General features: G+C 70.9%; 13 protein-coding genes. 5 read left to right on the forward strand and 8 right to left on the reverse strand.

Going from position 1 to position 14,287, the window contains the following annotated elements:
- The first annotated feature begins 21 nt into the window (after window positions 1-21).
- Window positions 22-468, forward strand: coding sequence for a MarR family winged helix-turn-helix transcriptional regulator (locus tag ACFQ4H_RS14605; protein ID WP_377571158.1), 447 nt, complete (start codon window positions 22-24; stop codon window positions 466-468).
- A gap of 25 nt (window positions 469-493) precedes the next feature.
- Here the strand turns inward: ACFQ4H_RS14605 and ACFQ4H_RS14610 are convergent, their stop codons facing one another.
- Together ACFQ4H_RS14610 and ACFQ4H_RS14615 are read right to left on the reverse strand one after the other, a co-directional pair.
- Window positions 494-1,300: an isocitrate lyase/PEP mutase family protein gene (locus ACFQ4H_RS14610; protein ID WP_377571159.1), complete on the reverse strand. Its 807-nt coding sequence runs from the start codon at window positions 1,298-1,300 to the stop codon at window positions 494-496.
- A gap of 159 nt (window positions 1,301-1,459) precedes the next feature.
- Window positions 1,460-1,651 carry a DUF2795 domain-containing protein gene (locus tag ACFQ4H_RS14615; protein WP_377571161.1) on the reverse strand — a complete coding sequence of 64 codons (192 nt, stop codon included), beginning with the start codon at window positions 1,649-1,651 and terminating at the stop codon, window positions 1,460-1,462.
- A gap of 238 nt (window positions 1,652-1,889) precedes the next feature.
- Between ACFQ4H_RS14615 and ACFQ4H_RS14620 the strand changes: the two genes are divergently transcribed.
- Complete coding sequence (locus ACFQ4H_RS14620; protein WP_377571164.1) at window positions 1,890-3,146, forward strand: erythromycin esterase family protein; 1,257 nt, start codon at window positions 1,890-1,892, stop codon at window positions 3,144-3,146.
- A 45-nt stretch (window positions 3,147-3,191) separates the two neighbouring features.
- On the opposite strand, the gene ACFQ4H_RS14625 is transcribed toward ACFQ4H_RS14620, so the two are convergent.
- Together ACFQ4H_RS14625 and ACFQ4H_RS14630 are read right to left on the reverse strand one after the other, a co-directional pair.
- Entirely contained in the window at window positions 3,192-4,832 is a 1,641-nt protein-coding gene (locus tag ACFQ4H_RS14625; protein WP_377571167.1) for an ABC-F family ATP-binding cassette domain-containing protein, read from the reverse strand.
- A 132-nt stretch (window positions 4,833-4,964) separates the two neighbouring features.
- The gene (locus ACFQ4H_RS14630) at window positions 4,965-5,591 is read right to left on the reverse strand and encodes a TetR/AcrR family transcriptional regulator (protein WP_377571170.1); all 627 of its coding nucleotides are present in this window, start codon (window positions 5,589-5,591) and stop codon (window positions 4,965-4,967) included.
- A 165-nt stretch (window positions 5,592-5,756) separates the two neighbouring features.
- Between ACFQ4H_RS14630 and abc-f the strand changes: the two genes are divergently transcribed.
- Window positions 5,757-7,358, forward strand: a complete 1,602-nt coding sequence (abc-f, locus tag ACFQ4H_RS14635) for a ribosomal protection-like ABC-F family protein (RefSeq protein ID WP_377571255.1) — start codon at window positions 5,757-5,759, stop codon at window positions 7,356-7,358.
- Window positions 7,359-7,441: 83 nt separating this feature from the next.
- On the opposite strand, the gene ACFQ4H_RS14640 is transcribed toward abc-f, so the two are convergent.
- Window positions 7,442-7,810, reverse strand: coding sequence for a hypothetical protein (locus ACFQ4H_RS14640; RefSeq protein ID WP_377571173.1), 369 nt, complete (start codon window positions 7,808-7,810; stop codon window positions 7,442-7,444).
- A 41-nt stretch (window positions 7,811-7,851) separates the two neighbouring features.
- On the opposite strand from ACFQ4H_RS14640, the gene ACFQ4H_RS14645 reads away from it, so the two are divergent.
- Window positions 7,852-9,060 carry a helix-turn-helix domain-containing protein gene (locus tag ACFQ4H_RS14645; RefSeq protein ID WP_377571176.1) on the forward strand — a complete coding sequence of 403 codons (1,209 nt, stop codon included), beginning with the start codon at window positions 7,852-7,854 and terminating at the stop codon, window positions 9,058-9,060.
- A gap of 103 nt (window positions 9,061-9,163) precedes the next feature.
- Here ACFQ4H_RS14645 and ACFQ4H_RS14650 read toward each other — a convergent pair whose 3' ends face one another.
- The 3 genes from ACFQ4H_RS14650 to ACFQ4H_RS14660 are packed head-to-tail and all read right to left on the reverse strand — an operon-like array spanning window position 9,164 to window position 12,312.
- The gene (locus ACFQ4H_RS14650) at window positions 9,164-9,544 is read right to left on the reverse strand and encodes a hypothetical protein (protein ID WP_377571179.1); all 381 of its coding nucleotides are present in this window, start codon (window positions 9,542-9,544) and stop codon (window positions 9,164-9,166) included.
- Entirely contained in the window at window positions 9,545-10,459 is a 915-nt protein-coding gene (locus ACFQ4H_RS14655; protein ID WP_377571182.1) for a hypothetical protein, read from the reverse strand.
- Window positions 10,456-12,312 (reverse strand): type VII secretion protein EccE, encoded by a 1,857-nt coding sequence (locus ACFQ4H_RS14660; protein WP_377571185.1) that lies wholly within the window; start codon window positions 12,310-12,312, stop codon window positions 10,456-10,458. Before ACFQ4H_RS14660 ends, ACFQ4H_RS14655 begins: the two co-directional genes overlap by 4 nt.
- 261 nt (window positions 12,313-12,573) lie before the next feature.
- Here ACFQ4H_RS14660 and ACFQ4H_RS14665 point away from each other — a divergent pair, with 261 nt between their 5' ends.
- The gene (locus ACFQ4H_RS14665; protein WP_377571188.1) at window positions 12,574-14,235 is read left to right on the forward strand and encodes a right-handed parallel beta-helix repeat-containing protein; all 1,662 of its coding nucleotides are present in this window, start codon (window positions 12,574-12,576) and stop codon (window positions 14,233-14,235) included.
- Window positions 14,236-14,287: the final 52 nt, after the last annotated feature.

Here is a 14,287-nt window from a genome sequence, read left to right on the forward strand (position 1 = left end):
GTGACGCGGCAGGAGGCCCGCATGGCTCAGCTCACCCCGTCCGGCTCGGCCCTGTCCGAGCTGGTCATCGAGGTGTTCCGCGCGAACGGTCTGCTGTTGGCGGCCGGTGACGACCTGGCCCGACCGGTCGGGCTGACCAGTGCCCGATGGCAGGTGCTCGGCGTGATCGACCACGAACCGAGCACGGTGTCGGAGGTGGCCCGGGTGATGGGACTGACCCGACAGAGTGTCCAGCAGACCGCCGACGCCCTCGCCCGGGACGGCCTGATCACCTTCGAGGACAACCCACGCCATCGGCGGGCGAAGCTGATCACCCTGACCGCCCGGGGCAGGGCAGCGCTGGACTACGTGGAGCAGCGTCAGGCCGAGTGGGCGAACCGGCTGGCCGACCGGGTGACCCTCGACGAGTTGCGGGCCGCGACCAGGACCCTGCGGGGACTCGCCCGGGAGCTGGAGGGAGCGAGTTGAGTCGCCCGGTGGCTGGCCGGGCCGGTCAGTAGCGGATGGTCAACGAGTTGGCCTCCGCGTAGCTGGGGATGTCGCCGGGCACCGGCTCACCCTTCGCGACGGCGAGTGCGGTGGTGACCGTGGTGTGGAGGGCGGCACGGAACAGCAGCGAACCGTAGCTGATCCGGGCGACGCCGAGGTCGGCGAGCCGTCGTACGTCGTGTCGGGCCGGCAGGAACAGGACGTTGAGCGGGGCGTCCACGTTGGACACCACGGTACGGATGCTCCCGTCGTCGGCCAGGCCGGGTACGAACACGCCCTGCGCACCCGCCTCGACGTACGCCTGGATCCGGGTGATGGTTTCGCTGACCGACGGACCATCCGGCCCGGCCAGCCAGTGTGTGTCGGTACGGGCGTTGACGAACAGCCCCGGCACCCGTGACCGGATCGCCCGGATCAGTTCCTGTTGCCGGTCGAGCGGGCCGAGACTGCCGTCGGGTCGGCCGTCCTCCAGGTTGACTCCGACCGCGCCGGCCGCCGCCACCTCGTACGCCAGTTGGGCCACCTCGTCCGGATCGTCGCTGAAACCGCCCTCGATGTCGACGGTGAGCAGGGTGGGCAGCCGGCTGAGTCGGTGGGTGAGTGCCACTGTCTCCGCCCGGGCCGTGCCCTGCCCGTCGGTCAGGCCATGTGCGGCGGCGACGCCGAGGCTGGTGGTGCCGATGGCGGCGAATCCGGCCTCGACCAGGGCTGCGGCTGACGCGTAGTCCCAGGCATTGGGCAGCAGTAGTGGCTCACCGGGCCGGTGCAGCGACCGGAACACCTCCGCCGCCTCGGCGGCATCGGCGGTCATCGTGGTGCTCCCTCGGTCAGACAGGGGCGATGGCGGATGACGGACATCCGGCCACGTTAGTACCGCCTCGGGTTCGGCGGCTACCGGACCAGTCGATTGCGATGACGGAACGGAAGTAACCGGTACGGATCCGACGTGTACTCCCGGCGGACCGGGCCGTCAGGCTACTTCGCTCAGGGCCGAGCCGACCTCTGCCGGGGAGTCGAACTGGTCGGCCGGCAGGGAACGCAGGAGCTGGATGATCGCCGTACCGGCACCGGTCTCCTGCGCCCGACGGACCAGATCCTCCTTGGAGAGCGGATAGTCCAGGCCGACGATGTACTCCTGCACCTGCAACGCGTTGACCGTCATGCGACCGGTCTACCCGGTAGCGGCGCCGGCACACCGCAACGTTGCCCGCCGTCCCGGCCCGGCCTGAGACCTGGCCCGGCCCGGCCTGAGACCTGGCCCGGCCCGGCCTGAGACCTGGCCCGGCCCGGCCTGAGACCCGTCCCGGCCCTGCCCGCCGTCCCGGCACTGCGAACGCGGACGGCCCGCCCGGCCGTATGTCGGTGGCGTTTGTCCCCGAGCCGGCCGGGTAGCCCCGGACATGTTGGTTCACCAGCTCGGGGGACCGGGCGACTTCGACCCGTTGCTCGAGCGTATCGGTTCGGCGCGGGTGGTCATGTTGGGCGAGGCCAGCCACGGTACGCACGACTACTACCGGCTGCGCGAGCAGCTGACCCGACGGCTCATCGCCGAGCAGGGCTTCTCCTTCGTCGCGGTCGAGGGGGACTGGCCGGACTGCGACCGGGTACACCGGTCGGTGACCGCCATGCCGGGCGGCATCGTGGACCCGCTGGCGGCGCTGGAACGGTTCGAGCGGTGGCCGACCTGGATGTGGGCCAACGGCGAGGTCGCCCAGTTCTGCATGTGGCTACGGACCTGGAACCTGGACCGACCGGAGTCCGGGCGGGCCGGCTTCCACGGGCTCGACGTCTACAGCCTGTGGGAGTCGATGCAGGCGATCTTCGACTACCTGGGTGAGGAGGAGCCGGCCACGCTGGAGGCCGCGCAGGAGGCGTACCGCTGCTTCGAGCCGTACGGCCGACGGATCGAGGAGTACGGCGTGGCCAGCCGGTTCGTCTCGGCGCGGTGTGAGGAGGAGGTGGTCCGGCTGCTGGCCCGGATGCGGGAACATGCGGCGGCCGACGGGCCGGACAGCTTTTCGATGTGGCAGAACGCCGAGGTGGTCGCCCGAGCTGAGCGCTACTACCGGGCGATGGTCGGTGGCGGCCCCCAGTCGTGGAACGTGCGCGACACGCACATGGCCGACACGCTGGACCGGCTACTGGACCACTACGGCCCGGAGTCGAAGGCGGTCGTCTGGGCACACAACACCCACATCGGCGATGCCCGGGCCACCGACATGGCCGACGACGGGATGATCAACATTGGTCAGCTCGCCCGGGAGCGGCTCGGCGACGACAACGTGGTGCTGGTCGGGTTCGGCTGCTACCAGGGCAACGTGATCGCCGCGTCGCGCTGGGGCGCGCCGTTGGAGGTCATGGCGGTGCCACCGGCCCGCCCCGGTTCCCTGGAACACCGGTTCCACGAATCGTTGCCCGAGCAGGCCCTGCTGGTGTTCGACGCGGCCGAACGTCCGGACTGGTTGACCGGAACACTCGACCATCGGGCGATCGGGGTGGTCTACGACCCGTCGTTCGAGCAATGGGGCAACTACGTGCCGACCCGGTTGGGGGAACGGTACGACGCGTTCGTCTGGTGTGACGAGACCACCGCACTGAAGCCGCTGCCGGCGACGACCATGCCCGGCGAACTGGAGACCTACCCGGCCGGGGTGTGACCGTACCGGAGACAGCATCGCCGGCAGCAGGACCACCCGGCCGGTTCAGCGGTCCCGGGTGACCCGGCCCTCGTCCCAGACCGGCTCGGGGCTCTCGTACACCCGACCATCCGCGCCGAAGACGAGGAACCGGTCGAAGTCGGCGGCGAACCAGCGGTCGTGGGTCACTGCCAGCACCGTCCCCTCGAACGCGGCCAGGCCCTGTTGCAGTGCCTCCGCGCTGGCCAGGTCGAGGTTGTCGGTCGGCTCGTCGAGCAGCAGCAGGGTCACCCCGGCAAGTTCCAGCAGCAGGATCTGCAACCGTGCCTGCTGGCCGCCGGAGAGCGTCTCGAACGGCTGGTTTCCGGCCGGACCCAGCTCGTACCGGGCCAGTGCCGACATCGCGTCGTTGCGGGTGCAGGCGTGCTCGGTCATCACGATCTCAGCCGAGGTACGACCGTGCAGGTCCGGCCGGGTGTGCGTCTGGACGAAGTGTCCGGGCACCACGCGGGCACCGAGCCGGGCGTCGCCCCGGTACGCCACCGCAGACGGTACGTTCCCGGCCGACCCGGATCCGGCCAGTCCGGCGAGGAGGCTGAGGAACGTGGACTTGCCGGAGCCGTTGGAGCCCAGCACCGCCACCCGTTCGCCGTACCAGATCTCGGTGTCGAAGGGTTTCATCAACCCGGTCAGCTCCAGGTCCGTGCAGATGATCGCCCGTTTTCCGGTACGGCCACCGCGTAGCCGCATCCGGACGTTCTGCTCCTTCGGTGCCCGCTCGGGTGGTCCAGCCTCCTCGAACCGCTTCAGTCTCGACTGGGCGGCGCGGTAGGCGGGGGCCATCGCGTCGCTGCTGGTCGCGTTCTGGCGCATGACGTGCACGAGTTGCCTGAGCCGGGCGTGCTCCTCGTCCCACCGGCGACGCAACTCGTGGAGCCGGCTGTTGCGGTCCGTGCGGGCCTGGGCGTACGTAGAGAAGCCGCCACCGTGGATCCAGACCGTACGCGACTCGACGGTGACGATCCGGTCGGCGGCGGTGGCGATCAGTTGCCGGTCGTGCGAGACCAGCAGCACCGTCTTACGGCTGGCCAGGAGTTGCTCCTCGAGCCACTGCTTGCCGGGTACGTCGAGGTAGTTGTCCGGCTCGTCGAGCAGGAGCAGCCGGTCGGGACCGCGAAGCAGCGCCTCGAGCGCGAGGCGTTTCTGCTCGCCGCCGGAGAGGGTGTTCACCGGGCGGCTGCTGGCCTGGTCGTAGCCGATGCCGAGCGCCTCGGTGGTGCAGCTGTCCCAGACCACCTCGATGTCGTACCCGCCGGCGTCGGTGTGCTCGGTCAGCGCCTGCGCGTACGCCAGTTGGTTCGGCTCGTCGTCGCGTTCCGCGATGGCCCGCTCGGCGCGGCGCAGCTCGGCGGTGCTGGCGCGGATCCGGTCCGGGGCGACCGAGAGCAGCAGGTCGGCGATGGTACTCCCGTCGCGGACCCCGCCGATGAACTGGCGCATCACGCCCAGTCCGCCGGAGTGCCGGATGTGCCCGGAGGCCGGTTGCAGGTCACCGGCGATCAGCCGGAGCAGGGTGGTCTTGCCGGCGCCGTTCGGACCGACCAGCGCGGCCTTGCTGCCCTCACCGATCCGGAAGGAGACCGCGTCGAGCAGCGGGCGTCCGTCCGGCAGCAGGTGGGTTAGTTCGCTTACCTCGATGTGGCCCACTGGGTCCTCCGCGTTCGGCGACGAGACCTCCCCGAAGGTCAGCTTTCCCGGCGAGCCGGTTTGATCACCACCGAATTACCGGTCGTCGCTGCGGGGTGGGGCACGAAGACGTCGGCTCGGGCGGCGGTGGGGTCACGAAGACGCCGGCTCGGGCGGCGGTGAGGTCACGAAGACGCCGGCTCGGGCGGCGGTGAGCGCGGCGGTGGCGGCCCGGTCGGCGACGGTTTCGTCGATCGGCTCGCCGGTGACGAAGAGCCGGAAGTACAGCGGCGCGATGGCGACCCGGACGACCTCGACCGAGTCGGTGCCGGCGGGCAGTTCACCTCGGGCGATGGCGCGGTCGACGATCGGGGCCGACTGCTCGTGTCGCGCCCGGAAGAAGGTGTGCAGCGCCCGACCCGCCGCCGGGTTCTGGACGGCGGCGGCGACGAAGGCGGTGGCCACCGGACCGGCCTGCGGGTCGGTGAAGCCGATCAGCACTTCGCGGGCCAGGGCGCGCAGGTCACCGTCGATGGTCCCGGTGTCGGGGATTGGCCACGGTTCGCCGCTGGCCAACTCCAGTGCGTCGGCGATCAGTCCTTCGACGTTGCCCCAGCGCCGGTAGAGGGTGGTCTTGTGTACGCCGGAGCGGGCCGCAACGCCCTCCACGGTGAGCCCCTGATAGCCGTGTGCGACCAACTCGGCGAGGGTCGCCTCGCGGACGGCGGCGCGGGTCCGGGCGGTGCGCCCGCCGGGTCGTACGGTGCCATGTGTGGTCAAAATCAACTCCAGTTGCATTAGGCGGCAATCGCTGGCATCCTCAAGGAGGTATTGCAACAGTGGTTGCATTATGGCGCCACCGACCGGGAGGGCAGTAGCGATGGGGCACCCGTCGAACGTCGACGTCAGCCAGTTTCACCACCTCGATCGGAGGCATCCTTGGCTATGCAACTCGCCCTACGCGACGTCACCATGTCGTACGGGGAACGACTCGTCCTCGACCGGATCTCGCTGACCGTACCGCCCGGTGAACATGTCGGCATCGTCGGCGAGAACGGCTCCGGCAAGTCCACCCTGCTCCGGTTGATCGCCGGGGTCGAGCGCCCGGACGGCGGCGAGATCACCGTCACCGCCGACGGTGGGGTCGGGCACCTGGCCCAGACCCTGGACCTGCCCGGGGAGCACACCGTCGGGCAGGCGATCGACGTCGCGCTCGTCGAACTACGCGAACTCGAACGTCGGCTCCGCGAACTGGAGACCGACCTGACCACCGCCGAGCGGCTGTCCGCGTACGGCGAACTGCTCAGCGCGTACGAGGCGCGCGGCGGCTACGAGGCCGACGCGCGGGTGGACAAGGCGCTGCACGGCCTCGGTCTGGCACACATCGGCCGGGATCGGCGGCTGGCCAGCCTCTCCGGCGGTGAACAGGCCCGGCTGGCCCTGGCCTGTCTGCTGGCGGCCGACCCGGAGGTGCTGCTGCTCGACGAGCCCACCAACCATCTGGACGGGGCCGCGTTGACCTGGCTGGAGGAGCGGTTGCGGGCCCACCGGGGGACCGTCGTGGTCGTCTCCCACGACCGGGTGCTGCTGGACCGGGTGGCCACCGCGATCGTCGAGGTGGCGGACGGTGCGGTGAGCCGCTACGGCAACGGCTACGACGGCTACCTGGCCGAGAAGGCCGCCGCCCGGGCACGCTGGGAACAGGCGTACCTCGACTGGCGGGCGGAGATCCGCCGGCTGGCGGAGTTCGCCACCACCACCGCGCACCGGGTCGCGCCGGACCGGCCGATGAAGGACCGCAACAAGCCGGCGTACGACCGGGACAAGGGGCGGGTGCAGAGTTCGATCTCCAGCCGGGTACGTAACGCGCAGGAGCGCCTGCGTCGGCTGACCGAGGAACCGGTTCCCGTGCCACCCGAGCCACTGCGGTTCACCGGCCGCCTCACCGGCGGCGACATCACCGGCCCGTTGGTCGAGTTGTCCGACGTACGGGTGGCCGACCGGCTGGCGGTCGACACGCTGTCGGTGGTCGGCGGTCAGCGGCTGCTGATCCATGGACCCAACGGGGCCGGCAAGTCCACCCTGCTGCGGGTGCTGGCCGGTGAACTGGTGCCCGACCACGGGACGGTACGGCGACAGGGACGGATCGGTCACCTGCCCCAGGAGTCGCCCGTCCACCGTCCCCGGCAGACGGTGCTGGCGGCGTTCGCCGAAGGCAGACCGGGCGACGTCGAGGAGCACCGTGCCCGGCTGTTGGCGCTGGGACTGTTCGCTCCGGACAGCCTGCGACTGCCGGTCGGGGCGCTGTCGATCGGCCAGCGGCGTCGACTGGCGCTGGCCCGGCTCCTGGTCAGCGAGGTGGATCTGCTGCTACTGGACGAGCCGACCAACCATCTGTCGCTCACCCTGGTCGAGGAGTTGGAGGAGGCGTTGATCGACTATCCGGGCGCGCTGGTGGTCGTCTCGCACGACCGGGCGTTCCGCCGCCGGTTCGTCGGCGGTCAACTGGAGTTGCGTGCCGGCCGGTCGGTGGGGCCCGGGTCGTAACCCATTCCCGGGTAGCCCCCGCTGCCGCTGCCGTCGAAGGCGACGGCAGCGGGGGACGTTCGCGAGGTGGGGCAGCGTCAACGTCACGACATGACGTGCCGCCCGCGCTGGTATTCGGCGAGATAGGCGCGGGCCCAGTCGTGCCACCAGCAACCGGCGTGGTCGCACTGCCAGCAATGACCCCGGTCGCGGTGCAGGCGGACGACCTGCTGCGCGGCCTCGTACCGGTCCAGGGTGTGCTGCTCGTCGAGCATGGTGATCGCCGCCTTCTCGTCTGATCCGTACGGTCTCCTGTTGGTCAGGCCGGCGACGCTGGCGGCGAAGCTGGTGGCGCCGTGGAGGGCGACCTGGCATCGGTGCGGTGGTCGCGGCTCGTGGCCGGACCGGATCGCGACGATGATTGACAGAACGTAATGCGGTGGTATCCCTGGGATGTTGCATTGCCGCAACATTGTCTTAACCTGGCAATCTGCGGCATCTCGGGAGGGTTGCCATGTCTCGTAGGACCAGCGTGGACGCTGCCATCGGCCAGCGCATCCGGGAACGCCGTGAACTGGCCGGCTGGAGCGTCCGGCATGCTGCGGACCGGGCCGGCATCGCGGCTTCCACCTGGTCCCGGATCGAGCACGGCCGCATATCCGCCGACAACCGGTCCACCCTCGCGGCCATCGCCCAGGCCCTGCGGTGTCCGGCGGCCGACCTGACCGCGCTCCCGACCGACCCGGTCACCCGGGACCGGGCCGAGACCGGCGGTGCCGTCTACGAGACGCTGCGGGCGACCATCGAGGCGGACCTCGACTGCCGACCGGACGGTTCGGCCGGGTGTGACCCGCTGGCCGGGCTGCGACGTGAGCTGGACCTGGTCCGTGACCTGCGGGCCCGATGCGAGTACGTGTCCGCCGCAAGCCGTCTGCCGGCCCTGATCCGAGGGCTGCACCGGGCCGCCTTCGGGCCGGAGCGCGAGCCGGCACTACGGGCACTGGTCGTCGTGCTGGACACCGCCTCCTTCGTGGTCCGCTACGCCGGACATCCCGGCTCCGCCTGTCTCGTGGCGGACCGGGCACAGCAGGCCGCCGAAGCCTGCGGCGATCCGGTCCTGCTGGGTCTGGCCGCCTGGTCCCGGGCACATGCCGCGCTGGGCATGGGGTTGCCGCCCCGGGCCCGGCAACTCGTCGAGCGGGGGATGTCCGACCTCGGGGCCGGGGTGGGTGCGCCGGCCGGCCCGGAGATGCACGGCCAACTGCTGCTGACCCTGGCGTACGCCCTGGCCAGCCAGGGACGTACGGCGGACGCGGCGGAGCCGCTGGCGGAGGCGACGGCCATCGCGCATCGCACCGGCGAGTCCGGGGCACTCCGGTTGATGTTCGGCCCGACGAACACCAACTTCTGGCGGATCGCGATGGCGGCAAACGGCGAGAATCCGGCGTACGCCGTCGACATCGCCCGGACGACGCAACCCCAGCTGGTCCGGTCGGTCTCCCGACAGTTCGCCTTCTACGCCGACACCGGCCGGGCCCTGGTGCGTACCGGCAGCGACCGGGAGGCACTGCGGATGCTGCTGGCGGCCGAGCGGCTGGGCCCACAGCGGATGCGCTCGCCGATGATCGTCGATGCGGTACGGGACCTGCTGGGCCGGTCCCGCCGGGGCACCGGCTGGACCGAGCTGCGGGGCCTGTGTGAACGACTCGGCATCGGCGGCTGAGCGCTGACCGGGCGCGGTGGCACCGGTCTGCGGGGGTGGGCTACCGGTCTGTGCGGCTGGGCTACCGGTCTGTGCGGCTGGGCTACCGGTCTGCGGGGGTGGGCTACCGGAAGTCGAGATCCTGCCCGGGCTCGGCTTCGCGGAGCATCCGGTCGACATCGTGCGTCGGACCGGTCGGTCCAGCGCTGGTCGGACCACCGCTGGCCGGGTCGCTGTCCGGCCCGTCGGCGTCGACAGCGTCGATGCGGATGCTGTAGTCGTAGCTGCCCGCACCCTCCACCGTGCCGATCACCCAGTGTCTTCCGCACAGCAGGAAGGACTCTCCCGGGTGGGCGGTGAAGTCCGTCTCCCGGTCGTCCACGGCAACGGCGAAACCGATCGTCGGGCGTCCGGTCGAGGCGTCGAGACTGGCGTACATCGGAGCCACTCGTGCCTCCGCCAGCCGGTACACCCGTGCGTGCTGCATCCAGGTCGGCGTTCCCATTCAGCTTCCTCCGTTGCGGTGTGGATCCGGGGCGGTAAGGAACTCCTCGATCGCCCGCTGGCCCGCCGCGCGGGCTGCGGCGATCATCTCCTCGGTCGGCTCGGTCACGCCCTGCCCGTCCGGGGCCTGGCCGGCACATTCCTCCAGCACCTTGACAGCGGCGGCTTCGGCCAGCTGGGCGGCCTCGGCCAACCGGGCGGTGAACCGATCCAACACCTGGCCGGGGATCCGTCGTCCGAGGTGGTGGTCCGGATCGACCAGTGCCGCGCAGCCGGCGGGCCAGTGCTCCAGTACCTCGACGAACGGCGCGACCATCCACGGCACGTCGCCCAGCCGGGCCTGTAGCCGTACCTGCGAACTGAAGATCGCGATGCCCTCGTTCGAGGTACCCGGACCGTCCAGCCACCAGGCGAAATCAGGGTCGGACAGGTCACGCGACGGTGAACCACCAGGGACGGTCGGCACCACCACTTCGGCAGCCAGCAGCGCGTTGAGGTACGCGGCCGGGTCATCACCAGCGGTACGCAGCGCCGCGTCGAGCGGGTAGCCGACGGTCGCCCGCCGGACCAGCTCCTCGATCACCGACGGCTCCAGCAGGACCTGGCTCTCCAGCAGCGGATCGACGATCAGTGACCACTCCGGATTCGGCCAGTGGTGCACTAGGTCGAGGACCGGCCAGAGGATCGAGCTGCTGGCCTGCGCGCCGACCGGGCTGGAGACGAGCCGTTCGATGGACGTGAACACCATCAGCATCGTGCCGTCCTCGACCGATGCGGTGGGCCAGCCACCGGTCGAATCGGTCGGCATGACGACGCAGGTTTCGAGCAGCGCGGTCAGATAGGTTTCGGAGTCACCAAGCCGTACGGCCCTGTCGAGCAGGCCGAGCAGATGCGTGTCCGGCTGCCAGTTGTTCACGGCCGCTCCCCGCCGAGGGTGCGTTCCCAGTCGGTCAGGGCCAGCCAGACGTAACTGTTCACCCCGCCCCCGACCAGCGCCACCATCTCGTCGGGGAGCCGGGTCAGGGCCCGGGGCGTGTCCCCGGTCATGCCGAGTGCCCCGGCGGCGATTCCGGCCTCCTCCTCGGTCAGGCGACCCAGGATGGCCAGTTGCGCCCCCGCCACCCGGCGCGCGTTCTGCGGAGTCAACCGACGTAGTACGACGAGCCGGGTCTGCCACGGCCGGAGGCCGTCACTGACCGCCATGACGTCGGCGGCCAACTCGTCCACGATGAGGATGGGCTGCTGCGGGTCGACGGGCGGCGGCTCCGCCCCCACCTGTAACCGGTCCGCCCCCACCTGCAACCGGTCCGGCACCCCGGTCGCCGAGGCGAGCGCCTGCCAGTCCGCCGGACGGTCGGTGCGTACGTACACCCGGACACCGGAGGCGACCGCGCGTGCCGCCACCACCCGCGCGGCGGTGGCCCCACCGACCATCGCGACCTCGGTCGGACGGCGCCGGAAGAGGCGTACGACGCTCGGCCGCTGGTCGACGTCGTGTCCCAGACACAGCCCGACCGCCGGGTACGACTCGACCGGCACCGGGGTGGACGGATCGGCCATCGCCAGCCAGGGCACCCCGACCGGGTCGAGCCCGGCTGCCGTGGCTGCCGTTGCGTAGCTGCCGGACGGTGGCAGGGAGGCCGCAGTGGGGCCGGCGGCGTACGCGGTGACGGCGTGCCGGCCGTCCAGCCGTCGTACGGTCCATCCGGTCCGGCGGGCGTGGGCGCGAACGCTCGTGTCACAGGCACCGATCCGGTGCGCCGGGGCGACGATCCGCAGCAGGTGCCGGACAGCCGGACCGTCCGGGGTGTCGACCACCGTCGTCGAGGTCGTCACCGCGACGGCCGGCAGTGCGGTGCTGTCGAAGGCCGACTGGTCCGGCCCGGCGGCGGAACCCGGCTCGACCGAGTATCCGACCTGTCGCAACCCGTCGACCACCAGCGCGGTGCGTTGCTCCCGCGGCGGTGTGGGTGACCGGGGGACGAGACCGGTCGTGGCCAGCGCCACGGCCAACTCCCGGTCGTCGAGGATCCGACAGCCGAAGCCCGCCTGGCGGAGCAGTCGGCTGGCCCGCAGCATCGCCGCTGCCGCCATCCGCGCGGGTTGCTCGGGATCGTCCCCCCGCTGCCCGGCGGCCACCGTCCCCTCGCAGGCGTCGACCCGGACGCAGACCCAGGAGATCTGTTGGGCCGCCGTGGGCATCCCGGCCGTGAGGTGCCGGTACGAGTCGACCGCCGGGGCATCGTCCGCCAGGAGGGCATCCGGTCCGGGCAGCGTGTGGACGACCACCTGTACGGCGGACGGATCCGCCTGGCCCTGGAAGATCCGGGCCAGTACGGCAACCGGCGGGCGGCGGGCGGCGTCCGGGCGGAGGTCGGTGGGGGATCCCAGTTCGGCCAGGGCGAACCATCCGCCACCGTCCTCGGCGACGCCGACCTTGCCGCTGCCACGTTCCACCACGCGGGTACGTACCGGTCCGTCCAGTGTCTGCTGACCGTCGGTCGGGGCGGGACCGGCCCCGACCGGTCGCGCCGCACCCGTCGGTCCGCTTCGGAACCGCGTACGTGAGCGGTAGCTGGGCTGGGCGACGAGAACCCCCACGCACGGCAGGGCCAGCCCCAGGGCGGCCCAGGGCCACCAGGTGCCGGGCTGGGCCACCACCAGCAGCACCACGGCCAGGACGACCTCCGCCGCCAACAGCGCCGCGATTCGCCGGCCCCGGATCGTCGTTGACCGTAGTGAGGTGTCGTGGAACGCCGGGCCAGTCACGTCAGCACACCTCACCACGTCCGGCGATGTCAGACTTCCGCAACAGCGTACTCTCGGATCGGCTCTGAAGATCGTCCTTCGTGGCCGGCGTCGTCGGACCAATGGTCGACCGTGTGCCGTCGTACCTGCCCTCTCGATTCGTCAGGCCGGACCGCCGGACATGGTGTGTCCCCGGGCAGCGCCACTATGCTGGCGCGAAGAGCGCCCGTTGCACCCTCCATGGTGCTCACTGCCCGCCCCCGACGATGCCGGCCAGGAGCGATGACCCGGACCCTGCTTGTCGCGCCGCAGCAACGTGGCGCGTACGCCACACTCAGCGATGCGTTCGCCGCCGCGACAGCCGGCTCGACCGTCCTGGTCACACCGGGCACCTACCACGAGGCGCTCTTCGTCGTGGACATCTCGCTGCGCGTTGCCGTCACCGACGACTCCGGGCCGGTGGAACTGGACGCCCGGGGACTGCCGTATCCGGCGCTCAGCGTCCGAAGTGGAGAGCTTGCGGTCGAGGGGCTGACCATCCGGGCCGGTGACCACTCCGCCATCGTCTCGCAGCGGTCGAACGTCTCCGTCAAACAGTGCGAGTTGAGCACCAACTACGGTGCGGCGCTGGACATCCGGGATCGGAGCCGGTGTGACGCCCACCGGGCGAAGGTCACCGGGGGGCAGTTCGGTTTCGTCTTCGAGGACTCCGGCGGCCTCGTGCAGGACTGCGAACTGACCGACATCGTCGACGACGGGATCATCGTACGGCTCGGGGCGGACCCGGAGATCCGGGCGACCACGATCAGCCGGTGCCGCCGGGGCATCTACGTCTACCAGTTCGGCAAGCCGACGGTCGAGGGCTGCGAGATCTCCTACACCGGTGACGTCGGTGTGGCGGTCGCCCACAAGAGCACGCCGGTCCTGCGGCACTGCTCGATCCACGACACCCAGGGCGTCGGGATCCAGTTCGGCCGGGGCTGCGGGGGCGAGGTCGACGCCTGTCGGCTGGAGAACAACCAGCCACCGGGAATCGAGATCGCCGACGGTGCCGACGTGAAGGTCACCAAGGCCGCCAGCCGGTCCAGTCACGCCGTACGGGGCCCCGAGGCGGGCAAGCACGACGAGAAGGCGGTGGAGTCGCTGCTGGCGGAACTCGACGCCATGGTGGGGCTGGCCGGGGTCAAGGACCAGGTCCGGGGGCTGATCGACGAGATCCAGGTCAACGAGTGGCGGCGGGGGGCCGGGCTGGCCGTGGAGCAGGCCAGCCACCACCTCATCTTCGCCGGGGCACCGGGTACCGGTAAGACCACGGTCGCCCGGATCTACGGCCGGCTGCTGGCCGCGCTGGGGGTGCTGCCCAGTGGAGTCTTCCGCGAGGTGTCCCGGCGGGATCTCGTCGGTCAGTACCTGGGGCACACGGCGGAGAAGACGGCCGAGGCGTTCGAGAAGGCCGCTGGCGGCGTGCTGTTCATCGACGAGGCGTACACCCTGTCCCGGGCCGGCTCCCGTAGCGACTTCGGCCAAGAGTCGATCGACACGCTGGTCAAGCTGATGGAGGACCACCGGGACAGCGTCGCGGTCATCGCCGCCGGATACACCGACGAGATGGAGGACTTCCTCTCCACCAACCCCGGTCTGGCGTCCCGGTTCTCCAAGACGATCGAGTTCGAGAACTACCAGCCCGACGAGTTGGTGCTCATCATCAACCGGATGGCACGTGGGGCCGACTACGAGTTCAGCCCGGACGTGGAACCGCTGCTGCGCGAGCATTTCGGCCGGATCCAGCGCGACGCGAACTTCGGCAACGCCCGCGAGGCCCGCCGGCTCTTCGAAGCGGTACGCAAGGCGCAGGCACAGCGGCTACGGGGGCTGACCCAGCGTCCCAGCATCGACGATCTGCGTCGGCTGGCCGCCGCCGATCTGACCCTCGCGATCAGCTGACCGGCTGGTACGCGGCCGAGCGGGGCGTTGCGGTACGTCGGCCTGCTGCGTT

The sequence above is a fragment of the Micromonospora sonneratiae genome (assembly GCF_042679305.1).
In the GTDB taxonomy this organism is placed as follows: Bacteria; Actinomycetota; Actinomycetes; order Mycobacteriales; family Micromonosporaceae; genus Micromonospora_H; species Micromonospora_H sonneratiae.